This is a genomic window from Streptomyces sp. NPDC037271 (assembly GCF_055603605.1).
On record NZ_JBVJVN010000005.1, the window covers coordinates 20,490 to 44,349 of the forward strand.

Consider the following 23,860-nt stretch of genomic DNA (forward strand, 5'->3'; position numbering starts at 1 on the left):
CTCCCCCACCTCCTCCCCACCCCTCTCAAACCCCCTCCCCGATACCCCCCCCAACGTGGGTTTTCCCCAGACAGATCTGGTGGAAAACCCCTTGCCCCCCGCCGACGGAACGTTCCGTCGGCGGGCGCCGTCGATCCACCGATACCCTTGACAGGTGACCGACGCCCACGAAACCGCAGCAGACCGTTCACTGCGAACCACCGGAGGCGCTCCTCCGGACGACGCCGGATCTTCTGCGAGTCAGGCGCCGACCCCCTTGCTCGAACCACGCGAGGGCATTCCGCAGGTGATCGCCGACGCGGACGCCCTCGCCGAGGTGACCGCCGCCTTCGCCGCCGGCCGCGGCCCCGTCGCCGTCGACGCCGAGCGCGCCTCCGGCTACCGCTACGGCCAGCGCGCGTACCTGGTGCAGCTGCGCCGCGAGGGCGCCGGGAGCGCGCTGATCGACCCGGTGGCCTGTCCCGACCTGTCCGGTCTGGGCGCGGCGCTCTCAGGTGTGGAGTGGGTGCTGCACGCGGCCACCCAGGACCTGCCCTGCCTGCGGGGAATAGGGATGGTGCCCACCCGCCTCTTCGACACCGAGCTGGCCGGGCGGCTCGCCGGGTTCCCGAGGGTCGGCCTCGGCGCGATGGTGGAGAACGTCCTGGGCTTCGTCCTGGAGAAGGGCCACTCGGCCGTCGACTGGTCGACGCGCCCGCTGCCCGAACCGTGGCTGCGCTACGCCGCGCTCGACGTCGAGCTCCTCGTCGACCTGCGCGACGCGCTGGAGAAGGAGCTCGACCGGCAGGGCAAGCTGGAGTGGGCCAGGCAGGAGTTCGACGCGATCGCGTCGGCCCCGCCGCCCGAGCCCCGCAAGGACCCGTGGCGCCGTACGTCCGGCATGCACAAGGTGCGCCGGCGCCGTCAGCTCGCCGTCGTGCGGGAGCTGTGGCAGACCCGGGACCGCATCGCGCAGCGCCGGGACGTCTCCCCGGGCAAGGTGCTCGGGGACGCGGCCATCGTCGAGGCGGCGCTCGCACTGCCGGTCAACGCGCACGCGCTGGCCGCGCTGAACGGGTTCGGGCGGGTCAACCGCCGGCAGGTGGAGCAGTGGCAGGTGGCGGTGGACCGGGCCAGGAGTCTGTCCGAGTCGCAGTTGCCGCAGCCCGGTCAGCCGGTGACCGGTCCCCCGCCCCCGCGGGCCTGGGCCGACAAGGACCCGGCCGCCGCGGCCCGGCTGTCCGCCGCGCGGGCGGCGGTGACGGCGCTGGCCGAGCGGCTGAACATGCCGCAGGAGAACCTGATCAGTCCGGACACGGTGCGCAGGGTCTGCTGGGAGCCGCCCGCTGCCGTCGACGCGGAGTCGGTGGGCGCGGCCCTCGCCGGGCACGGGGCCCGGCCCTGGCAGGTGGAACAGGTGACACCGGCGCTGGTCACGGCGCTGGCGAAGGGCGTGTCGTAGGAGGCGGAGCGGCGAGTTCCGGCCAAGATCCGGAGATGGGGCGGCGACCCGGCGGTGTGACGTTCGCCGCTCCAGGCGGGGGGACTGGGCAGCTACGTTACCCACAAGTAGCATGGGGCTGAGCGCGCGCTCAGTGCATGCGCGCCGCAGCAGTGCCACCCCGCACCCTGGAGGAGAGCCATCGTGCCTCGTACCGTCAGGGACGTCGTCTTCGTAGACGGCGTCCGCACCCCGTTCGGCAAGGCGGGCCCGAAGGGCATCTACCACGAGACCCGCGCCGACGACCTGGTCGTGAAGGCGATCCGGGAGCTGCTGCGCCGCAACCCCGGCCTCGACCCCAAGAAGATCGACGAGGTCGCCGTCGCCGCGACCACGCAGATCGGTGACCAGGGCCTGACCATCGGCCGCACCGCCGGCATCCTCGCGGGCCTGCCCACCTCGGTCCCGGGCTACTCGATCGACCGCATGTGCGCGGGCGCCCTGACCGCCGTCACCTCGGTGGCCGGCTCCGTCGCCTTCGGCGCGTACGACGTCGCCATCGCGGGCGGTGTCGAGCACATGGGCCGCCACCCGATGGGCGAGGGCGTGGACCCGAACCCGCGGTTCGTCAGCGAGAAGCTGGTCGACGAGTCCGCCCTGTTCATGGGCATGACCGCGGAGAACCTGCACGACCGCTACCCGAGCATCACCAAGCAGCGCGCCGACGAGTACGCCGTGCGCTCGCAGGAGAAGGCCGCCAAGGCGTACGCCGACGGCAAGATCCAGGCCGACCTGGTGCCGGTCTCCGTGCGCCGCACGAACGAGGAGGCCGGTGAGACGGGCTGGGGCCTGGTCACCGCCGACGAGCCGATGCGTCCGGGCACCACGCTGGAGAACCTGGCGGGCCTGAAGACGCCGTTCCGCGTGCACGGCCGGGTCACCGCGGGCAACGCGGCCGGTCTGAACGACGGCGCGACCGCCTCCCTCATCGCGAGCGAGGACTTCGCCCGCGAGAACGGCCTGCCGGTCAAGATGCGCCTCGTCTCGTACTCCTTCGCGGGTGTCGAGCCGGAGGTCATGGGCTACGGCCCGATCCCGGCGACGGAGAAGGCCCTGGCCCAGGCCGGCCTGTCCATCGACGACATCGGCCTGTTCGAGATCAACGAGGCCTTCGCCGTCCAGGTCCTCGCCTTCCTGGAGCACTACGGCATCGCCGACGACGACGCGCGCGTCAACCAGTACGGCGGCGCCATCGCCTTCGGCCACCCGCTCGCCTCGTCCGGCGTCCGCCTGATGACGCAGCTGGCCCGCCAGTTCGAGGAGCAGCCGCACGTCCGCTACGGCCTGACCACCATGTGCGTCGGCTTCGGCATGGGCGCGACGGTCGTCTGGGAGAACCCGCACTTCGAGGGGGACAAGTGAGCACCACCACCGCAGAGCTTCTGAAGGGTGCGGCCGAGCTGTTCCCCGGCGAGGTCGTCACGAGCGCCCACGTGCGCCACTTCGACCTCCCCCTGGGCGCCGGGCGCTTCGCGCTCATCACCCTGGACAACGGCCACGACCACACCAAGCCGACCACACTCGGCCCGCAGTCGCTGGCGAACATCGACGCCGCGATCGACCAGGTCGAGAAGGAGGCCGCGGACGGCGACATCGTCGGCGTCGGCGTCACCGGCAAGCCGTTCGTCTTCGCGGTCGGCGCCGACCTCAAGGGCGTCGAGCTGCTGAAGCGGCACGAGGACGCGCTGGCCATCGGCAAGGGCGGCCACGACGTCTTCAAGCGGCTGTCGAAGCTGGCCGTGCCGACCTTCGCCTACTACAACGGCGCGGCCATGGGCGGCGGCGTCGAGATCGGCCTGCACTGCTCCTACCGGACGGTCTCGGCCGCCCTCCCGGCGTTCTCGCTCCCCGAGGTCTTCCTCGGCCTGGTCCCCGGCTGGGGCGGCTGCACGCTGCTGCCGAACCTGATCGGCGCCGACAAGGCCGTCTCGGTGATCATCGAGAACAGCCTGAACCAGAACAAGCAGCTCAAGGGCGCGCAGGTCCACGAGCTCGGCATCGCGGACGCGATCTTCGAGGGCGCGGACTTCCTGGAGCAGTCGCTGACCTGGACCGCGTCCGTCCTCAAGGGCGAGATCGTCGTCGAGCGTCCGGCCATCGACCGCGGCGAGGCCTGGGACCAGGCCGTCGCCAAGGGCCGCTTCATCGCCGACGGCAAGGTGCACGGCGCCGCCCCGGCCGCCTACCGCGCCCTGGACATCATCGCCGCCGCCAAGAACGGCGACCTCCAGCAGGGCTACGACGCCGAGGACCAGGCCCTCGCCGACCTGATCATGGGCGGCGAACTGCGTTCCGGCATCTACGCCTTCAACCTGGTGCAGAAGCGCGGCAAGCGTCCGGCCGGTGCGCCCGACAAGGCGCTGGCCCGCCCGGTCACCAAGGTGGGCGTCGTCGGCGCCGGCCTGATGGCCTCGCAGCTGGCCCTGCTCTTCCTGCGCCGCCTGGAGGTGCCGGTCGTGCTGACCGACATCGACCAGGAGCGCGTCGACAAGGGTGTGGGCTACGTCCACGCCGAGATCGACAAGCTGCTGGGCAAGGGCCGGATCAACCAGGACAAGGCGAACCGGCTGAAGGGCCTGGTCTCCGGCGTCCTGGACAAGGCCGAGGGCTTCGCGGACGCCGACTTCATCATCGAAGCGGTGTTCGAGGAGATGGGCGTCAAGCAGAAGGTGTTCGCGGAGGTCGAGGCGGTGGCGCCCGCGCACGCGATCCTCGCCACCAACACCTCCTCGCTCTCCGTGTCGGAGATGGCGTCGAAGCTGAAGCACCCCGAGCGGGTCGTCGGCTTCCACTTCTTCAACCCGGTCGCGATCCTCCCGCTCCTGGAGATCGTCCGCGGCGAGCAGACCGACGAGGCCTCGCTGGCCACGGCGTTCGGCGTCGCCAAGAAGCTGAAGAAGACCGCGGTCCTCGTGAAGGACGCCCCGGCGTTCGTCGTGAACCGCATCCTGACCCGCTTCATGGGCGAGATCCAGAACGTCATCGACGAGGGCACCCCGGTCGAGGTCGCGGAGAAGGCGGTGGAGCCGCTCGGCCTGCCGATGTCCCCGCTGGTCCTGCTGGAGCTGGTCGGCCCGGCGATCGGCCTGCACGTCTCGGAGACCCTCAACCAGGCCTTCCCCGAGCGCTTCACCGTCTCCCCGAACCTCAAGGCGGTCGTCGAGGCGGGCAAGCGCGGCTTCTACGTCTACGACAGCGGCAGGCCCGAGCTGGACCCGGAGGTCGCCGCACTGCTGAAGCAGGGTGACACCGTCCTGACCGAGGAGCAGGTCCGCGACCGCGTCCTGGACGCGGTGGCCCAGGAGATCGGCCTGATGCTCGACGAGGGCGTCGTCGCCGAGGCCCAGGACATCGACCTCTGCCTGATCACCGGCGCCGGCTGGCCCTTCCACCTGGGCGGCATCACGCCGTACCTGGACCGTGAGGGCGTCGCCGAGCGGGTGAACGGGAAGCGGTTCCTGGAGCCCGGAGTGGCTTCGGTCCCGGCGTAACCGCCCCGGGGGCCGTCGTTCCGGTCCCCCGCACCTGTCCGCCCCCGTCGCTCTCCGGAGCGGCGGGGGCGGAGGCGTACCACCGGTCCGGGTCACCGGTCCGGGCCACCGGTCCGGGCCACCGGTCCGGGCCACCGGTCCGGGTCACCGGGCGGGCAACGCCGGGTGGTGGTCGCGGCGCGGGAACAGGGTTCACGGGACGACATCGGCGTGTGCGGCCAGACGTGTGCGGCCAGGCGTCCTCGGGGACACCGCTCACGCGCAGCGTCAGCGGGACGGGCTCCGAGCGCCGCCCGCACCGGTCCACCGCCCGCACCCGTCCATCGTCCCGCCACGGTCCGTCGCCGCGGGCTGAGGCACCCCCGGGCGTTCCGGGTGCCTCCCGTCAGACCTCCTGCCACGCCGTGAACGCCGGCTCCGGCTCGTCCTCGTGGCGGGCCAGCAGCAGCTGTCCCGTCGAGGGCGACAGGACCGCCGCGACCACCCGGTCGTCGGCGTCCAGGGCGAGGGAGACCTCGGCGTCCGCGGGCAGTTGCGGCCCGGACTCGGTCCACCGGACGCCCGCCGACTCCTGCTCGCTGGGGTAGGCCGCGAAGGCGACCCGGCCGGAGGAGGAGCACTGGGCCAGCAGCGTGCGGTCGTGGCCGTCGAGTTCGCAGCGGACGGCCGCGACCGGTCCGGGCCCCGCCGCGGGGAGCAGGGGGACCGGCTCGGCGCCGGGACGCCAGGCGGACAGGTGGCCGGACGCGTCGGTGAAGAACAGGGTGGTGTTCTCGGCGGAGGTGGCCAGGGCCCGCAGGGTGCCCGGGCGGGCCTCGGCCGCCACCGACTCCAGGTCCTGGAACCGGGCGCCGGCTGCCTCCTGACGCCAGTGCACGAGCCGGCCGGGGGCGGTCGCGTACGCGGCGACGCGGCCGGCCCCGTCCACCGCGGTCGCGAGGCCGTCGTGGAGGTCCTCACCCCTGAGGTCACGCCACGGGCCCCAGCCGCCCTTCTGCTTCTGCGGGCGCAGGCCGAGCCCTCCGTCGCCGTTGCGGACGAAGATGTGCGCGCGTCCCTGGTCGTCGACCGAGACGACGGGGGTTCCGGTGCGGTCGCCCTTGCCACCCGGGCGGCCGACGGAGTCCCAGTCCAGGGGGGCCAGCAGGGGCCGGAAGTGGGTGGAGTGCACCACATCCGCCTCGCCGGTCGCCGTGGGCCGCCAGGAGACCAGATGCACGTACCCGTCGGTGCCTTGGCCGACGCCCAGGACTGGGTGCAGCCGCTGGTCGCCGCCCACCCTGCGCGGGGCGTCCCAAGGGCCGCCCGGTACGCGCTCCGCGCGGCACAGGACCGCGTCGTGGGACACCTGATAGACGCTGAGCCGACCATCCCGGCCGCGTATGAGCCACTCGCCGTTCACCGGATCACCTTAATCTGCGGCTCGTGGCCTCACCCGAGGCGGGTCGGGTCAATGCGACCCTGCCTCCATGGACGACAACGCACCCCTGCTCGTGATCGTCGACGCCGCGAACGTCGTCGGGTCCGTGCCCGACGGATGGTGGCGGGACCGGCGCGGGGCCGCGGAGCGGTTGCGGGACCGGCTGGCGGCGGACGGGGTACCGGGGCGGACCGGCCGGGTGGAGATCGTGCTGGTCGTCGAGGGCGCGGCCCGGGGGGTGGACTCGGTTCCCGGCGTACGGGTGGAGTCGGCGCCCGGCAGTGGGGACGATCACATGGTCGAGCTGACCGCCCGGGCCGCCGGTGACCGTCCTGTCCTGGTCGTCACGGCCGACCGCGAGCTCCGCCGCCGTGTGACGGAGCTGGGCGCCGAGGTGGCGGGGCCGCGGACCGTCCGGCCCGGGTGACGGCGACCCCGCCCCGGCGCACGCCGCCCGGCACCGCGGCTCCCGGCGAGAGCGGGGCACACGGGCCGGAGCGACGACGATCAGGAGCCGTCTCCCCCGGACGGCTTCGCCGGCCTTCCGGCCGGCGCCTCCTCGCCGAGGCCCAGGCGGCTGTGGCTGCGGCCGTAGAGGAAGTACACGACGACGCCGATCGCCATCCACACACCGAACCGCACCCATGTCTCGGCGGGCAGGTTCAGCATCAGCCACAGCGAGGCGGCCACCGACACGATCGGCAGCAGCGGCACCAGCGGAGTGCGGAAGGCACGGGGCAGGTCGGGGCGGGTGCGGCGCAGGATGATCACGCTGAGCGCGACGATGACGAAGGCGAACAGCGTGCCGATGTTCACCAGCTCGGCGAGTTCGCTCAGGCTGGTGAAGCCGGCGACGATCGCGATGAGCACGCCGAGCAGGATCGTCGGCCGGTACGGCGTGCGGAACTTCGGGTGGACGCGGGAGAAGAAGCGCGGCAGCAGTCCGTCGCGGCTCATCGCGAAGAACACCCGGGTCTGGCCGAGCAGCAGGATCATGCACACCGTGGTCAGGCCGACGGCGGCGCCGAAGCTGATCACGCCGGCGAAGAAGGGGTGCCCGGTGGACTTGAAGGCGTCGGCGAGCGGGGCGTCGATGGACAGCTCGCTGTAGTGCTGCATGCCGGTGACGACGATCGAGACGGCGACGTAGAGCGCGGTGCAGATGAAGAGGGAGCCGAGGATGCCGCGGGGCATGTCGCGCTGCGGGTTCTTGGTCTCCTCGGCGGCCGTGGCGACGATGTCGAAGCCGATGAAGGCGAAGAAGACGACCGAGGCCGCGGTGAAGATGCCCATCACGCCGAAGTTGGCCGGCGCCCACCCGAACATCAGCTGGATCAGTGGTGAGTGCAGGCCCCCGCCCGCCTCCACCGGCTGCGACTTCGGGATGAAGGGCTCGTAGTTGGAACCCTTGACGAAGAAGGCACCCGCGATGATCACGATGAGGACGACGGTCACCTTGATGGCGACGACGATCGAGGTGACGCGCGCCGACAGCTTCATGCCGAGGACGAGGATGCCGGTGAGCACCAGCACCAGGACGGCGGCGAGGATGTCGAAGCCGAACCCCTCGGCGCCGTCCCGGCCGCCGAGCGCCGCGGGCATCTGCCAGCCCGCGTTGTCCAGCAGGGAACGGATGTATCCCGACCAGCCGACGGCCACCACCGCCGTGCCGAGCGCGAACTCCAGGACCAGGTCCCAGCCGATGATCCAGGCGGGCAGCTCGCCGAGCGAGGCGTAGGAGAAGGTGTACGCGGAACCGGCCACCGGGACCGTGGAGGCGAACTCCGCGTAGCAGAGCGCGGCGAGCGCGCAGACGACGCCCGCGACGACGAAGGCGAGGGCCACGGAGGGGCCGGCGTTGTTCTTGGCGACCGTGCCGGTCAGCACGAAGATGCCGGTGCCGATGATGACACCGACGCCGAAGACGGTCAGGTCCAGCGCGGACAGGGACTTCTTGAGCGCGTGCTCCGGTTCCTCGGTGTCCCGGATGGACTGCTCGATCTTCTTGGTCCTGAAGAGACTTCTGCTCACGGGTACCTCCGACGCTTGTCGTCCTCGACATGATCGAGAGGGGGCGTAGTGCGTATGCCCCAGCGTGAGCGGATTCACGCGGATGGGCCGGTTCCGCCACTGCAACGAGTGGAGAGACCGGCCCATCGGCGCAACAACGGTCGCGCGGCGTCAGTCGCGCGCGGCCTCCACCGAGTCCGCCTCGGAGCGCTCGTACCGTCCGTCGAGCTTGGCGACCAGGCCGGTGACCTGGCGGGCGATGTCCGGTGCAGTGAGCCCGATCTCGGCCAGGACCTCGGCGCGGGAGGCGTGGTCGAGGAAGCGCGGCGGGATGCCGAAGTCGCGCAGCGGTACGTCGACGCCCGCGTCGCGCAGCGCCTGGGCGACGGCGGAGCCGACGCCGCCGACCCGCGAGTTGTCCTCGACGGTGACGACGACGCGGTGCCGCTCGGCGAGCGGGGCCATGGCCTCGTCGACGGGCTTGACCCAGCGCGGATCGACCACGGTGGTGGAGATGCCCTGCTTGTTCAGCAGGTCCGCCACCTCCAGGCACATCGGCGCGAGGGCGCCCACGGAGACCAGCAGGACGTCCGGGTCGTCGGTCCCGGGGGCGCGCAGCACGTCCATGCCGCCGACGCGGCCGACGGCCGGAACGGCGGGCCCGACGGCGCCCTTGGAGAAGCGCACCACGGTCGGCGCGTCGTCCACCGCGACGGCCTCGCGCAGCTGGGCGCGGACCTGGTCGGCGTCGCGCGGGGCGGCCAGGCGCAGGCCGGGGACGACCTGGAGGATCGACATGTCCCACATGCCGTTGTGCGAGGCGCCGTCGGTGCCGGTGACACCGGCGCGGTCCAGCACGAACGTCACGCCGCACTTGTGCAGGGCCACGTCCATGAGGACCTGGTCGAAGGCGCGGTTGAGGAAGGTGGCGTAGACGGCGAAGACCGGGTGGACGCCGCCGTGGGCGAGGCCGGCCGCGGAGACCGCGCCGTGCTGCTCGGCGATGCCGACGTCGTAGACCCGGTCGGGGAAGGCCTTGGCGAACTTGTCGAGGCCGACCGGCTGGAGCATGGCCGCGGTGATGGCGACGACGTCCTCGCGCTCCTTGCCGAGCTCGAGCATCTCGTCGCCGAAGACGGAGGTCCAGTCGGCGCCGGAGGTGGAGATGGGCAGGCCGGTGTCGGGGTGGATCTTGCCGACGGCGTGGAAGCGGTCCGCCTCGTCCGCCAGGGCGGGCTGGTAGCCGCGGCCCTTCTCGGTGAGGCAGTGCACGATGACCGGGCCGCCGAAGCGCTTGGCGCGGGTGAGGGCGGACTCCAGGGCCTCGAGGTCGTGGCCGTCGATCGGGCCGACGTACTTCAGGCCGAGGTCCTCGAACATGCCCTGCGGGGCGATGAAGTCCTTGAGGCCCTTCTTGGCGCCGTGCAGGGTGTCGTAGAGCGGGCGGCCGACGACCGGGGTGCGCTCCAGGAGGTCCTTGGTGCGGGCCAGGAAGCGCTCGTAGCCGTCGGTGGTGCGCAGGGTGGCCAGGTGGTTGGCGAGGCCGCCGATGGTGGGGGCGTAGGAGCGCTCGTTGTCGTTGACGACGATGACGAGGGGGCGGTCCTTGGCGGCGGCGATGTTGTTCAGCGCCTCCCAGGCCATGCCGCCGGTGAGCGCGCCGTCGCCGATGACGGCGACGACGTGGTCGTCGCGGTCGAGGACCTGGTTGGCCTTGGCGATGCCGTCGGCCCAGCCGAGGACGGTGGAGGCGTGGCTGTTCTCGATGACGTCGTGCTCGGACTCCGCCTGCGAGGGGTAGCCGGACAGGCCGCCCTTCATCTTCAGCTTCGAGAAGTCCTGACGGCCGGTGAGCAGCTTGTGCACGTAGGACTGGTGGCCGGTGTCCCAGAGCACCTTGTCCTTCGGCGAGTCGAAGACGCGGTGCAGGGCGAGGGTCAGTTCCACCACGCCGAGGTTGGGGCCGAGGTGGCCGCCGGTCTTGGAGACGGCGTCGACGAGGAAGGTGCGGATCTCCTCTGCCAGCCGGCCCAGCTCGTCCAGGCTGAGCCGGTCCAGATCGCGCGGTCCCGTGATGCGGGTCAGCAGCGGCACCCGTGCCTCCTTGCAGTAGAGCTGTTGCCGGGCTTGTCGAGTCTAATGTTCCGCTGTGGCGGAACGTGTCCGGGCGGTGCGTCGTACGTCACGCGTTCGGCCTTACCCACCGGCGGTCCGTTCTACGGCTTCCCGCCCGCGTGCGGAAACCGGTTCCGCCGGCCGCCGTTCCCGGGATTCCCGGGATTCTGCCGCACGGGCGTCGTCCCGTCCGCGGGAGCCCCCGTACGAACACGCCCGCCCAGACGGTCGGCGTCCCCCGCGGACCGGACGGTACGCCCGCCCCCGCGACGGCGGGCCACCGGCCCCGCACGGAGGACGACGTCCGCGGCCGCCGGCACCGTCCGTCCCGTGCGGGTGGACGGCGGGACCGGGCCACCGGCCGGCCGCGTGCGGACAGCACAGCGCCCGCCCGAGGGCTCAGCTCGGGCGGGCGGCGGTGCGGCCGCGACGTGCGCGGTGTCCGTCAGGGCCGGCCTTGGCGGGTCGAGCCGCGGACGAGGGGCCCGGCACGCCCTCCCCCGCACTTACCGGAGGACGCGGGTGGTGCTTCCCGGCGGGGTCGGCGCGTTCCCGCGCCCCTGAGCCGCCCGGCAGCCTTACGCGCGGCCGGCCGTCTTCTGCGTCTTGCGGGTGACCGCGTCGATGACGACCGTCGCCAGCAGTACGCCACCGGTGATCATGTACTGGACCGGCGAGGCGACGCCCTGCAGGGCGAGGCCGTACTGGATCGAGACGATGACCATCACGCCGAGCAGCGCGTCCCAGGTGCGGCCGCGGCCGCCGAAGAGGGACGTGCCGCCGATCACGGCCGCGGCGATGACGTTCATCAGGAAGTCGCCGGCTCCGGCACCCTGGTTGGCGGAGGCGATCCGCGACGCGACGAACAGGCCGCCCATCGCGGCGAAGGTGCCGGCGATCGCGAAGACCGAGATCCGGACCAGTTCCACGTTGATACCGGCGCGGCGGGACGCCTCGACGCTGCCGCCCAGGGCGAAGACCATGCGGCCGTAGGACGTACGGCGCAGCACGAAGTCCGTGAGCAGCAGGAACGCGAGGAAGATCACCACGGCCAGCGGCAGGCCCTTGTACTGGTTGAAGACGATCGCCGCGGCGAAGACCAGGACGGCCAGCAGCACCGTGCGCACGATGATCTCGTTCAGCGGCCGGGACGGCACGCCCGCGGCCTCGCGGCGGCGGCTGTCGAAGAAGGCGGAGAGGAAGTACCCCGCGGTCACGACGATCGCCAGGCCGTAGGCGGCGGCCACGTCGCTGAAGTAGTAGCTGGTCAGCTTGACGACGATGCCGTCGCTGTTCAGGTTGATGGTGCCGTTGCTGCCGAGGATCTGCAGCATGAAGCCCTGCCAGAACAGCAGGCCGGCCAGCGTCACGGCGAAGGCGGGGACGCCGATGCGGGCGAAGACGAAGCCGTGGATGGTGCCGGCCACGGTACCGGTGAGGATGGCCAGCACCAGGGCCAGCACCTCGTTCATCCCGTGCGTGATGTTCAGCACCGCGAAGGTGGCACCCGCGACACCGCTGACCGAGCCGACCGACAGGTCGATCTCGCCGAGCAGCAGGACGAAGACGATACCGACGGCGATCATGCCCGTGCCGACCATGGCGACGGACATGTCGGAGAAGTTGCCGGCGGTGAGGAAGTTGGAGTTCAGGCTGGTGAAGATGGCCCAGATGAGCAGCAGACCGACGACGACCGGTATGGACCCGAGGTCACCGGCCTTCATCTTCCGCTTGAACTCGCCGAGGTAGCCCGCGAGGCCCTGCTCGCGCACCAGCAGTCGCGGGTCGACCGCGGCGACGGCGGCGGGGGCCGCGTCGGGGTTCTCCGCCGCGCTGTCCGCGGCGGCGGTGGAGGTCTTGTCGATGCTCACTTCTTGATCTCCCCATTGGTGCGCGCCGCACGACGGGTCACGGCGTTCTCCGTGGCGCCCGTGATGGCGGAGATGATCTCTTCCTGCGAGGTCGACTTGACCTCGAAGACGCCGTTGTTGCGCCCGAGGCGCAGGACGGCGACCTTGTCGGCGACCGCCTTGACATCGGCCATGTTGTGGCTGATGAGGATGACCGCGTGGCCGCGCTCGCGCAGCCGCTCCACGAGGTCGAGGACCTGGGCGGTCTGCTCGACGCCGAGGGCGGCGGTGGGCTCGTCGAGGATGACCAGCTTGGGCTCACCGAGCATGGACCGGGCGATCGCCACGACCTGGCGCTGACCGCCGGAGAGCGAGGCGATCGGGATGCGGACGCTGGGGATGCGGATGGACAGGGTGTCCAGCAGCTCGCGTGAGCGGCGCTCCATCTCCACCTCGTCCAGGACGCCGCGCCTGCGGATCTCCCGGCCCAGGTAGAGGTTGCCGACCACGTCGATGTTGTCGCACAGCGCGAGGTCCTGGTAGACGGTCGCGATGCCCAGGTTCTGGGCGTCGTGCGGCTTGTTGATCGAGACGGCCTTGCCGTCCCACTCGATGGCGCCTTCATCGATGGGGTGCACGCCGGCGATCGTCTTGACCAGCGTGGACTTTCCGGCGCCGTTGTCGCCCACCAGGGCGACCACTTCACCGGCGTGGACCTCAAGCTCTACGTCGGTGAGCGCCTGGACGGCACCGAATCGCTTGGAGACCCCGCGCAACGCCAGCACGGGCGTAGCGGACACGTGAACCATCTCCTTCGCCGCCTGACCCGGCGGGAGGTTGTGCAGAAGTTTGGGGGGTGTTCCGTCCGGCGCCCCGCCTAGCTTGCGGGGCTGATGAGTGCGGGGCGCCGGAGGAAGCTGCGTGCAGCCGGTCCCGTACGCGCTCACGCGGTACGGGAGGCGGGGCTGCCTACTTGAGACCGATCTTGTCGCAGGCGGCCTTGTAGCTGCCGGCGCAGATCTCGTCGAGGGTGTAGAAACCCTCCTTGACGACGGTGTCCTTGATGTTGTCCTTGGTCAGCGAGACGACCGGGATGAGGACCGTGGGGATGCCCTTGGTCGTGGCGCTGTCGACCTTCTCCTTGGCGATGGAGTCGAGCGACTCGCCCTTGGCGAGGGCGACGGCCATCTCGCCCGCGACCGTGGCCTCCTGCGGGTAGGACTTGTAGACGCTCATGTACTGCTCACCGGTGATGATGCGCTGCACACCCGCGAGTTCGGCGTCCTGGCCGGTGACCGGGATGTTCGCGATGCCGGCACGCTTCAGCGCCGTGATGACGCCGCTCGCCATGCCGTCGTTGGCGGAGTAGACACCGATGATCTTGTCCTTGCCGAGCGCCGAGATGGCCGCCTGCATGTTGGAGTTGGCGTTCTCCGGCTTCCACTCCTTGGTGTCGTACTCGCGGCCGATGTTCACCTTGCCGTCGAGGACCGAGTGGGCGCCCTCCTTGAACTGGGCGGCGTTCGGGTCGGTGGAGGCCCCGTTCATCATGACGATCTGGCCGTCCTTGGCCTTGTCGCCCAGCGCCTCCAGCAGGGCCTCGCCCTGCGCCTTGCCGACGGTGACGTTGTCGAACGAGGTGTAGGCGTCGATCGGGCCCTCGGCCAGGCGGTCGTAGGCGACGACCGGGATGCCCTGGTCCTTGGCCTTCTTGATCGAGCCGGCGATGGCCTTGGAGTCCACGGCGTCCACGATGAGCACGTCGACCTTGTTGGTGATCATCGTGTCGACCTGCTGGGACTGCACCGTGGCGTCCTGCTTGGCGTTGGCGTAGACGACCTCGCCCTTGTTGTTCGTGAGCTCCTTGACCTTCTTCTCGATCAAGGGCTTGTCGAACTTCTCGTACCGCGCGTTCTGGTTCTCCGGCAGGAGCAGACCGACCTTGATGTCGTCGCCCTTCTTGGCGGACGAGTCGGACGAGTCCTTGTTCTCGTCGGACTCCGCGGCACTGCCGCAGGCGGCGAGCGAGAAGGCCATGGCGGTGGCGGCAACGGCGACGGCGGCACGACGCATACGCGTGTTCACTTCAGAAACCTCCCTGACGAGGCCGCGTCGTTGCGGCCGAGGTGGCTGGAAGTCAACTCGGCCGCACGTGCGACGTCAAGAAGTAAATCCTTAACGAGATGACAACGGTGCCATCCGTGCTCTAAGTGAAGGCAGGGCTGGCCGCCGACAGGGCCCCGGTCGCGCTTCCGTCCAAAAGCGTCGAATCACCCATCTCGCTGAGGGCGAGGGCGAGTGCCCCGAGCACCTCCGCGCGTCCCCCAAGTGCCCCGGGAAGGACGGAGAGTTGACGCGCCGCACTGGGGATCGCGTAACGGCCGACGGACTCCCGGATCGGGCCGAGCACCAGCTCACCGGCCTCCGCCAGATCGCCGCCGAGGACGACGCGGCTCGGGTTGAGCAGGTTGCAGAGGTTGGCGACGCCGCTGCCGATGTGGCGGCCGACGTCGGCGATCACCCGGCGGCAGCCCGGGTCACCGTCCCTCGCCAGCCGCACGACGCCCTCCATCGTCAGATCGGCGCCGTGGCCGGGCTGGAGGAGCGGGAGCACGTAGCGTGCGGCCGCGAAGGTCTCCAGGCAGCCCCGGTTTCCGCAGCGGCAGACGGGACCGGCCTCGTCGAGCGTGATGTGCCCGATCTCGCCGGCCGTGCCGCCGGGTCCGCGATAGATCTTGCCGTTGATCACCAGGCCCGCGCCGACGCCGCTGGCCACCTTGATGTACGCCAGGTCCCGCACCCCCCGGCCGCTGCCCCAGACCAGCTCGCCGAGGGCACCGAGGTTGGCGTCGTTGTCCACGTGCACCGGCACGCCGAGCCGCCCCCGCAGCTCCTCGGCGGGCTTGGTGCCGCCCCAGCCGGGCAGGATGGCGGTCGAGCCCAGCGTCCCGGACTCGACGTCGATCGGGCCGGGCACGCCGAGGCCCACTCCGGCGATCTTGGAGCGGTCGACGCCGGTCGCGTCGATCAGCCGGCTGACCAGCTGCTCCGCCCGGTCGAAGCCCTGCGCGGCGGAGGCGTCGACGTCCAGCGGCTCGGACTCCTCGGCGAGTACCTGGTGGGCGAGGTTGCCGACCGCGACGCGCAGGTGCGTGTGCCCGAAGTCCACGCCGATGACGATGCCGGCGTCCCCGCTCAGCGAGACGCTGCGGGCTCGCCGGCCGCCCGCCGACGTGGGGGTGACCTCGACGGTTCCGCTGTCCTTCAGTTCCCGGACGATGTTCGAGACCGTCGCCGCGGACAGGCCTGTCGTCCTCGCGATCTCCGCCTGCGTGAGCGACCCGGCGAGCCGTACCGCTCGTACGACCCGTTCAAGGTTGGCTCGGTGCAGCGACGACTGCGACCCCGGAGTCTCCACGACGACCTCCTGCGCGCGGGGCCGCTTCAATGAGGCCCCGTCCATGTCCAACTAGTGAACCCTAAGCTGAGCCGTTCGGGTCACCTCCCGTCAAGAGGTTGAACCGCATCCGGGTGCCCGGCACGCATATCCGCACACACGTGCGCGTGCCGCCCCGGGACTCCCTGAGCGGCACGCGCACGGTGACGGAGGCGTTACTTCAGGGCGCCCGCGGTGAGCCCCTGGACCACCTGTCGCTGGAAGATGATGTACGCCGCCAGCACCGGCAGCATCGCCATCACCAGGCCCGCGAACAGACCCGACCAGTCGCCCTTGTAGCCCTGGCTGACCGCCAGCTGCACCAGGCCCTGGGTGAGTACGTGCTTGTCCGGGTCCGTGTTCAGCACGGTCGGCAGCATGTACTGGTTCCACTGCCCCAGGAAGTTGAAGATCCCCACACTGATCAGGCCGGGCTTGGCCATCGGCAGCATGACCTGGAAGAACGTCCGGGTGTGCGAGGCCCCGTCCACGAACGCCGCCTCCGCCACCGAGGTGGGCAGGGTGCGGAAGAACCCGGTCAGGAAGAACACCGTGAAGGGCAGCGAATAGGCGATGTAGACCAGGATCAGCCCGTGGAGGGTGTTCAGCATCCCCATGTTGTCCACCACGTAGAACAACGGGACCAGCGCGAGCATGATCGGGAAGCTCATGCCGGCGATGAACAAGTAGTAGATGAACCGGTTGCCCGGGAAGTCGAACCGGGCCAGCACGTAGGCCGCCATGGACCCCAGCACCAGAGTGCCGACGAGCGAACCGCCCACCACCAGGACGGTGTTGAGGAAGTAGTCGCTCATGTGCGCCTGGGACCAGGCCCGCGACCAGTTGTCGAAGTTCAGCTTGTCCGGGAGCGACCAGGGCGAGCCGAAGATGGAGGCGTCGTCCTTGAAGGAGGTCATCACCGCCCACACCAGCGGCATACCGACCATGATCGCCCAGATGACGAGGACGCCGTGGGAGAAGACGTTGAGGGTGGTGCCCTCCTTCTTCCCCTTCCGGGGCCCGCCGGGCGGTGCGTCGGTCTTGCGGACGGGCGCGCCGGACTCGGCCGGTACGGGGGCGGGGGTCTCGGTCGTCTTCATGTGATCAGTACTCCAGCCGCTCGCGCCGGCCCAGCCGCATCACGATGGCGGCGAAGGCCAGCGTGACGAGGAGCAGGGCGACGCCGATGGTGGTGGCGTAGGCGGCCTGACCGTCACGGAACGCCTTCTGGTACACGTACAGGACCATGACGGTGGTCGAGTAGTCGGGACCGCCGGGACCGGTCGTCATGATCTGTACGACCGCGAACGACTCGGCGCCCAGCGCGAGGATGCCCATGTAGACCCAGCCGGACTGCACGGTGTCCCACAGCAGCGGCAGGGTGACCTTGAAGAAGGTGGCGGCGCGGTTCGCCCCGTCCAGCAGCGCGGCCTCGTACAACTCCGCCGGGATGGAGGCCATGCCCGCGGAGAAGAGGACCACGAAGAAGCCGACCGTCGACCAGACGAGCACCGCCATCACGCACCACAGCGCGAGGTTCGGGTCGCCGAGCCACAGCGGCTGGACGGAGTCCAGGCCGATGCCCCGCAGCAGGGAGTTGATCGCTCCGCTGTCCGGGTTGTACGCGAACGCGAACAGCAGGGCGACGATCGCGATGGAGAGCACCTGCGGGAAGAAGTAGACGATCTTGTAGAAGCCGGAGCCGCGGACGCCGGTGATCGCGGGCCCGCCGCGGCGGCGGCGCCCGCCCACGTTGATCATGAAGGCGAAGAAGAGCGCCAGTCCGAGTGTCACCAGCGGCACCAGCAGCGCGAACATCACGCTGTGCCGCAGCGACTTCCAGAAGATGTCGTCGTCGAGCATCCGCGAGTAGTTGTCGAAGCCGACCATCGAGAACTCGGGACTGAGGCCGGTCCAGTTCGTGAACGAGTAGTAGATGGACTGGACGAACGGCCAGATGACGAAGAGCGCGTACAGCCCCAGGGGAACCGCCAGGAACCCCACGATGAACCGGTACTTGCCGTGCTGCATTGCTACCGACCCCGATCTGCGCGCGGGTGGCGCCGCCAGGGCCCGTCCGGCACACCGGCGCCGGACAGGCCCTGGTGACACGTCCTCACTGGTGCTTGTAGTGCTTGATCGACGAGTCCTTGGCGGCGTCGTCGGCGTAGCCCTGGATCTTCTTGATGGTCTCGGCCGGGGTGAGCCGGCCGGCCATCATCTCGCCCAGGCAGCCGACGCCGATCTTCTCCTTCTGGAGCTGCACGTACCAGTCCTGCATGCGCGGGTTCACCACGTTGTCGCCGGCCAGCTCCAGCGCCGCGACACCGGACTTGAGGCCCGGGGTGAGCTCGATGCCGTCGGTGCCGCCGTTGTAGGCGCTCAGCGACTTCACCTTGCTGGTGAAGTTCTTCGACGAGGCCTCGCTGAGCATGATGCGCAGCTGCTCCATGCCGCCGGCGCCGTTGGCCGCCTTGGCCGGGACGATGAAGGGCTCGCCGCCGGAGGCCCAGATGGTGCCGAACGGCATCTTGTCGGAGCCGTCGATGCCGGGCGGGGCGGAGACGCTGAGCTGGAAGTCGGCGGGGATGACGTTGGCCGACTCGTTCTCCACCCAGGAGCCGTTCGGGAGGAACAGGGCGTCGCCCTTGGCCCAGGCGGTCTGCGACTGGATGTGGTCCAGGCCCGGGGTCCCCTTGAGGATGTAGCCCTTCCTGTAGAGCTCGTACCAGGCCTCGAAGACCGTCTTGACCGCCGGGTGCTTCCAGGCGTTCGGCTCCAGGTTGTCGATGGCGTTCAGCACCTCGACGCCGCCGACCTTGGCGATCATCGGGGACATCGCGAAGGGGATGTAGTACGGGTGCTTGCCCGCGTACGTCCAGCCGGCCATGCCCTTCTGCTTGGCCTTCTCGCAGACCGCGAGCATCTCGTCCCAGGTCTTGGGGTACTCCGCGTCGAGGGAGTCCAGGGCCTTCTGCGAGTACCAGTTGCCGTACACCGTGTAGGCGTAGTACAGGATCCAGATCGGGTCCCCGTCGAACTGGCCCATCTCCACGATGCCGGGCCGCAGCGTGTCGCGGACCTTCTTGTTCGGGTCGTCGTAGGACGGGGCGTCCAGCAGCGGGGTGAGGTCGGCGAGCTGCTTCTTGCCGACCAGGACGCCCATGTCCATCTGCTCGGCACCGGAGTTGTCGACGAGGTCGGGCGGATTGCCACCGTTGAAGCGCGGCTGCAGGGTGGACTGGATCTTCTGGGTGGCGGCGAACTTCACCGTGGCCTTCGGGAAGGCCTTCTCGTACAGCTTCACGGCGTCCTCGGCGTACTCCTTGCCGAAGCCTCCGTCGAAGAGGACGAATTCCATCTGGGCGCTCTCGTTGACCGCGAGCGGGTTCTCGGCGGACTTCTCGCCCGCCTCCGCCTTCTCCTGGTCGTCCCCGCCGCCGCTCGCGCAGGCGGAGAGGAAGCTCATGGTCGGTACGGAGATCAGGCCGAGCGCGGCGGACCGCTTGATCAGATCGCGGCGGCCGACGCCCTTGCCGTCGTACTCGGCGGAAGTGGATCCCATGCTCAAGTCCTCGCCTTCTCCAGGACTCAGGCGGTGAACCGGATCCTCCCCGGCACCGCGGTCGGGTCACGCTGGGTCGTGCAGGAAGTGCGGGTACTGCCGTGCGGGTACTGCCGTGTGCCTGTTGCCGTGCGCTTGTGCCGTGCGGGTGCTGCGTGCGCGTACTGCCGTGCGGGTGCCGCGTGCCGTACGCGTACCGCCGCGCGGGTCCTGCGTGCGGGTCCTCCATGCGGGCACTGCTGTCGAACACCGCTGTTCGGGCGCTCTGGCGGTTCCTTTCGCCTGTTCCCCCCGGATCCCCCGATGGCCGACAGGTATAGTCCACTTTCCGCCGGGGGAGCAAGATCGAATGCAAGGTTGGCGGTACGTCTTTTCCGAGTTGAGACCTCCCGGAAATATGAGTGGCCTGTGCGCCACTTGCCGTAAGAATCCGCGGCATAAGCCCCGAACGCCACATCCAACACCCTTGACATCACATGCCACTTGACCCCTACTGGTCCTTGCCCAGTTGAGTTGACAACGTTGTCCCCAGCGCAGGGAGGGTGGCCAGAGCATGCAGTACAGGGTTCGGCACAGATGGGGTCCGGCGGTCGTGGTGACGACCGCCTTCGCTTTGGCGGTGGGTTCACAGGGGGCGGCGGTCGCGCTGCCCACCGCGCCCGCCAAGGCCGACCGGGAGTTCGCGTCCTCGTTCGAGTCGGACGACCCGGTTCCGGACTGGCTCAGCACGGTGGACACCGACCCGGACGGCAACAAGCGGTCCGCGGGCCTGGACGGCGGCTACAGCACCGGCATACCGGGCAACGTCACCGAGGACGTCACCGGTGTGCGGGCCAGCGCCGAGAACACGGGCGGCGGCGAGGTGAAGGAGAACCTCGTCGACGGTGAACCGGGCACCAAGTGGCTGACCTTCGCGCCGACCGGCTGGGTCGAGTTCGACCTGGACGAACCGGCGAAGATCGCCAAGTACGCGCTCACCTCGGCCAACGACCACGCCGAACGCGACCCCGTGGACTGGACACTGAAGGGATCGGCGGACGGCGAGACCTGGCGGACGCTGGACACCCGCTCCGGGGAGTCCTTCGGCCAGCGCTTCCAGACGAAGACGTACGAGCTCGCCGAGGCCGCCGAGTTCCAGCACTTCCGGCTGGAGATCACCAGGAACAACGGGGCGGGCGACGCGCTCCAGCTCGCCGACGTACAACTGGCCACCGCCGCCACCGACACGCCCGTTCCCGAGGACATGCTCTCCCTCGTCGACCGCGGCCCGAGCGGCTCGCCGACGGCGAAGGCGGGCGCCGGCTTCACCGGCAAGCGGGCGCTCAAGTACGCCGGCCGGCACACCGCGGACGGCCGGGCGTACTCGTACAACAAGGTCTTCGACGTCAACGTGAAGGTCGAACGCCGCACGGAGCTCTCCTACAAGATCTTCCCGTCGATGGCGGACGGCGACCTCGACTACGACGCCACGAACGTCGCGGTCGACCTCGCCTTCACCGACGGCAGCTACCTGAGCGACCTCGGCGCGACGGACCAGCACGGCTTCCCGCTCAGCCCGCGCGGCCAGGGCGACGCCAAGGTGCTGTACGTCAACCAGTGGAACAGCGTGAAGTCGGGGATCGGGTCGGTCGCGGCCGGCAAGACCGTCGACCGCGTCCTGGTGGCGTACGACTCCCCGAAGGGCCCGGCGAAGTTCCGCGGCTGGCTGGACGACGTGGTCATCGAGCGCGTCAAGCCCGAGCGGCCCAAGGCGCACCTCTCCGACTACGCGCTGACCACCCGCGGCACCAACTCCAGCGGCAGCTTCTCCCGCGGCAACAACTTCCCCGCGACCGCCGTGCCGCACGGCTTCAACTTCTGGACGCCGGTGACCAACGCGGGCGTGCTGAACTGGCTGTACGACTACGCGCGCGGAAACAACGAGGACAACCTGCCCACCCTCCAGGCGTTCGGCGCGAGCCACGAGCCGAGCCCGTGGATGGGCGACCGGCAGACCTTCCAGGTGATGCCGTCCGCCGCCTCCGGCACCCCGGACACCGGCCGGGAGGAGCGCGAGCTGGCCTTCCGCCACGAGAACGAGACCGCCCGGCCGTACTACTACGGGGTGCGGTTCGAGAACGGCCTGAAGGCCGAGATGGCGCCGACCGACCACGCGGCGATGATGCGCTTCACCTACCCCGGTGACGACGCGAGCGTGATCTTCGACAACGTCGAGGACAAGGGCGGCCTGACCCTGGACAAGGAGAACGGCACCTTCTCCGGCTACTCGGACGTCAAGTCCGGCGGGTCCGCGGGCGCCACCCGGCTCTTCGTCCACGGCGAGTTCGACAGCGAGGTCACCGGCGGCGACTCCAGCGGCGTCAAGGGCCACCTGCGCTTCGACGCGGGCCGGGACCGCACCGTGACGCTGCGCATCGCGACCTCGCTGATCAGCGTCGACCAGGCGAAGGACAACCTGCGCCAGGAGATCCCGGAGCGCACCTCCTTCGACAAGGTCAAGCGCGACGCCCAGAGGCAGTGGGACCGCATCCTCGGCAAGGTGAAGGTCGAGGGCGCCACGCAGGACCAGCTGACCACGCTGTACTCCAGCCTCTACCGGCTGTACCTGTACCCGAACGCGGGCCACGAGAAGGTCGACGGAAAGTACAAGTACGCCTCCCCGTTCTCGAAGGCGGTCCAGGAGGACACCCCGACGCACACCGGCGCCAAGATCGTCGACGGCAAGGTGTACGTCAACAACGGCTTCTGGGACACCTACCGGACCACCTGGCCCGCGTACTCCTTCCTGACCCCGTCCAAGGCCGGTGAACTGGTCGACGGCTTCGTGCAGCACTACAAGGACGGCGGCTGGACCTCCCGCTGGTCCTCCCCCGGCTACGCGGACCTGATGACCGGCACCTCCTCGGACGTGGCGTTCGCCGACGCGTACGTCAAGGGCGTCGACTTCGACGCGAAGGCGGCGTACGACGCGGCCGTGAAGAACGCCACCGTGGTGCCCCCGTCCTCGGGCGTGGGCCGCAAGGGCATGGACACCTCGCCGTTCCTCGGCTACACCAGCACCGCGACGCACGAGGGCATGTCGTGGGCGCTGGAGGGCTACCTCAACGACTACGGCATCGCGAAGATGGGCGAGAAGCTCTACGAGGAGACCGGCGAGAAGCGGTACGAGGAGGAGTCGGCGTACTTCCTCGACCGCGCCCAGGACTACGTCAACATGTTCGACGCGAAGGCCGGCTTCTTCCAGGGCAAGGACCTCGCGGGCGACTGGCGCGTGGACTCCGAGAAGTACGACCCGCGCGTGTGGGGCCACGACTACACCGAGACCAACGGCTGGGGCTACGCCTTCACCGCCCCGCAGGACAGCCGGGGCCTCGCCAACCTGTACGGCGGCCGGGACGGCCTCGGCGACAAGCTCGACGAGTACCTGTCCACCCCCGAGACGGCCTCCCCGGAGTTCAAGGGCTCCTACGGCGGTGTCATCCACGAGATGACCGAGGCGCGCGACGTCCGCATGGGCATGTACGGGCACTCCAACCAGGTCGCCCACCACGCCCTGTACATGTACGACGCGGCCGGGCAGCCCCACAAGACGCAGAAGAACGTCCGGGAGGTGCTCTCCCGCCTGTACACCGGCAGCGACATCGGCCAGGGCTACCACGGTGACGAGGACAACGGCGAGCAGTCGGCCTGGTTCCTCTTCTCCGCGCTCGGCTTCTACCCGCTGGTGATGGGCAGCGGCGAGTACGCCATCGGGTCCCCGTTGTTCACCAAGGCGACCGTCGAGCTGGAGAACGGCCGCAAGCTGGTCGTCAAGGCGCCGAAGAACAGCACGGAGAACGTCTACGTGCAGGGCCTGAAGGTCAACGGCAAGCGCTGGAACTCGACTTCGCTCCCCCACTCGCTGATCGCGAAGGGCGGTGTCCTGGAGTTCGACATGGGCCCGCGGCCGTCGAAGTGGGGCACCGGTAAGAACGCGGCGCCGGTGTCGATCACGAAGGACGACAAGGTGCCGGCCCCGCGTGCGGACGCGATCGAGGCCGAGGGCGCCCTGTTCGACGACACGTCGGCGACGGACGCGGCCGTGACGTCGGTGGACCTGCCGGTGCCGGAGAAGGGCGCCGAGGCCCTCCAGTACACGCTGACGTCGTCGGCGGACCGGGCGAAGGCCCCGACCGGCTGGAAGCTCCAGGGCTCGGCCGACGGCACGACCTGGAAGACGCTGGACCAGCGCTCCGGCGAGTCCTTCGCCTGGGACCGGCAGACCCGGGCGTTCTCGGTGACGTCACCGGGCACGTACGCGAAGTACCGGCTGGTCCTGGACGGCGAGCACACGCTGGCGGAGGTGGAACTGCTGGCGTGAGCGGATGAGAAACGGGAGTGGGGGGGGGGGGGGGGGGGGGGGGGGGGGGGGGGGGGGGGGGGGGGGGGGGGGGGGGGGGGGGGGGGGGGGGAGGGGGGGGGGGGGGGGGGGAGGAGGGGTCGGTGCCTTCTCA

General features: G+C 70.2%; 15 protein-coding genes. 5 read left to right on the forward strand and 10 right to left on the reverse strand.

What is annotated here, in order from left to right; translation table 11 throughout:
* Positions 1-154: 154 nt before the first annotated feature.
* The 3 genes from ACZ7G3_RS11815 (at position 155) to ACZ7G3_RS11825 (ending at position 4,971) form a co-directional block, all read left to right on the forward strand.
* Entirely contained in the window at positions 155-1,441 is a 1,287-nt protein-coding gene (locus ACZ7G3_RS11815; RefSeq protein ID WP_470924992.1) for an HRDC domain-containing protein, read from the forward strand.
* 183 nt (positions 1,442-1,624) lie between these two features.
* Positions 1,625-2,842 (forward strand): thiolase family protein, encoded by a 1,218-nt coding sequence (locus tag ACZ7G3_RS11820; protein WP_426602525.1) that lies wholly within the window; start codon positions 1,625-1,627, stop codon positions 2,840-2,842.
* The gene (locus tag ACZ7G3_RS11825; protein WP_470924994.1) at positions 2,839-4,971 is read left to right on the forward strand and encodes a 3-hydroxyacyl-CoA dehydrogenase NAD-binding domain-containing protein; all 2,133 of its coding nucleotides are present in this window, start codon (positions 2,839-2,841) and stop codon (positions 4,969-4,971) included. The genes ACZ7G3_RS11820 and ACZ7G3_RS11825 overlap by 4 nt, the downstream gene beginning before the upstream one ends.
* Positions 4,972-5,356: 385 nt before the next feature.
* Here the strand turns inward: ACZ7G3_RS11825 and ACZ7G3_RS11830 are convergent, their stop codons facing one another.
* Positions 5,357-6,373 carry a PLL family lectin gene (locus ACZ7G3_RS11830; RefSeq protein WP_470924996.1) on the reverse strand — a complete coding sequence of 339 codons (1,017 nt, stop codon included), beginning with the start codon at positions 6,371-6,373 and terminating at the stop codon, positions 5,357-5,359.
* A 67-nt stretch (positions 6,374-6,440) separates the two neighbouring features.
* Between ACZ7G3_RS11830 and ACZ7G3_RS11835 the strand changes: the two genes are divergently transcribed.
* Positions 6,441-6,818: a PIN domain-containing protein gene (locus ACZ7G3_RS11835; RefSeq protein WP_470924998.1), complete on the forward strand. Its 378-nt coding sequence runs from the start codon at positions 6,441-6,443 to the stop codon at positions 6,816-6,818.
* Between the two features lie 80 nt (positions 6,819-6,898).
* Here the strand turns inward: ACZ7G3_RS11835 and ACZ7G3_RS11840 are convergent, their stop codons facing one another.
* From ACZ7G3_RS11840 to ngcE, 9 genes are all read right to left on the reverse strand, one after another.
* Positions 6,899-8,422 carry an amino acid permease gene (locus tag ACZ7G3_RS11840; RefSeq protein WP_470925000.1) on the reverse strand — a complete coding sequence of 508 codons (1,524 nt, stop codon included), beginning with the start codon at positions 8,420-8,422 and terminating at the stop codon, positions 6,899-6,901.
* Between the two features lie 150 nt (positions 8,423-8,572).
* Entirely contained in the window at positions 8,573-10,495 is a 1,923-nt protein-coding gene (dxs, locus tag ACZ7G3_RS11845) for a 1-deoxy-D-xylulose-5-phosphate synthase (RefSeq protein WP_426602515.1), read from the reverse strand.
* Positions 10,496-11,094: 599 nt separating this feature from the next.
* Entirely contained in the window at positions 11,095-12,387 is a 1,293-nt protein-coding gene (locus tag ACZ7G3_RS11850; protein WP_470925002.1) for a sugar ABC transporter permease, read from the reverse strand.
* Positions 12,384-13,175 (reverse strand): ATP-binding cassette domain-containing protein, encoded by a 792-nt coding sequence (locus ACZ7G3_RS11855; RefSeq protein WP_164412101.1) that lies wholly within the window; start codon positions 13,173-13,175, stop codon positions 12,384-12,386. Before ACZ7G3_RS11855 ends, ACZ7G3_RS11850 begins: the two co-directional genes overlap by 4 nt.
* A gap of 160 nt (positions 13,176-13,335) precedes the next feature.
* Positions 13,336-14,439, reverse strand: coding sequence for an ABC transporter substrate-binding protein (locus tag ACZ7G3_RS11860; RefSeq protein ID WP_470925418.1), 1,104 nt, complete (start codon positions 14,437-14,439; stop codon positions 13,336-13,338).
* A 133-nt stretch (positions 14,440-14,572) separates the two neighbouring features.
* Positions 14,573-15,784 (reverse strand): ROK family transcriptional regulator, encoded by a 1,212-nt coding sequence (locus ACZ7G3_RS11865; RefSeq protein WP_470925004.1) that lies wholly within the window; start codon positions 15,782-15,784, stop codon positions 14,573-14,575.
* A gap of 194 nt (positions 15,785-15,978) precedes the next feature.
* Positions 15,979-16,902 carry a carbohydrate ABC transporter permease gene (locus ACZ7G3_RS11870; RefSeq protein ID WP_426602508.1) on the reverse strand — a complete coding sequence of 308 codons (924 nt, stop codon included), beginning with the start codon at positions 16,900-16,902 and terminating at the stop codon, positions 15,979-15,981.
* A gap of 4 nt (positions 16,903-16,906) precedes the next feature.
* Positions 16,907-17,833, reverse strand: a complete 927-nt coding sequence (locus ACZ7G3_RS11875) for a carbohydrate ABC transporter permease (protein ID WP_470925006.1) — start codon at positions 17,831-17,833, stop codon at positions 16,907-16,909.
* 85 nt (positions 17,834-17,918) lie between these two features.
* Positions 17,919-19,367 (reverse strand): N-acetylglucosamine/diacetylchitobiose ABC transporter substrate-binding protein, encoded by a 1,449-nt coding sequence (ngcE, locus tag ACZ7G3_RS11880; RefSeq protein ID WP_426602504.1) that lies wholly within the window; start codon positions 19,365-19,367, stop codon positions 17,919-17,921.
* Between the two features lie 553 nt (positions 19,368-19,920).
* Between ngcE and ACZ7G3_RS11885 the strand changes: the two genes are divergently transcribed.
* Positions 19,921-23,727, forward strand: a complete 3,807-nt coding sequence (locus ACZ7G3_RS11885) for a GH92 family glycosyl hydrolase (RefSeq protein WP_470925008.1) — start codon at positions 19,921-19,923, stop codon at positions 23,725-23,727.
* Positions 23,728-23,860: the final 133 nt, after the last annotated feature.

Coding starts and splice junctions, on each gene's coding strand:
- ACZ7G3_RS11855 (WP_164412101.1), bottom strand. CDS start 13,175: ATGGTTCACGTGTCCGCTACGCCCGTGCTGGCGTTGCGCGGGGTCTCC.
- ACZ7G3_RS11870 (WP_426602508.1), bottom strand. CDS start 16,902: ATGAAGACGACCGAGACCCCCGCCCCCGTACCGGCCGAGTCCGGCGCG.
- ACZ7G3_RS11885 (WP_470925008.1), top strand. CDS start 19,921: ATGCAGTACAGGGTTCGGCACAGATGGGGTCCGGCGGTCGTGGTGACG.
- ngcE (WP_426602504.1), bottom strand. CDS start 19,367: ATGGGATCCACTTCCGCCGAGTACGACGGCAAGGGCGTCGGCCGCCGC.
- ACZ7G3_RS11860 (WP_470925418.1), bottom strand. CDS start 14,439: ATGCGTCGTGCCGCCGTCGCCGTTGCCGCCACCGCCATGGCCTTCTCG.
- ACZ7G3_RS11875 (WP_470925006.1), bottom strand. CDS start 17,833: ATGCAGCACGGCAAGTACCGGTTCATCGTGGGGTTCCTGGCGGTTCCC.
- ACZ7G3_RS11835 (WP_470924998.1), top strand. CDS start 6,441: ATGGACGACAACGCACCCCTGCTCGTGATCGTCGACGCCGCGAACGTC.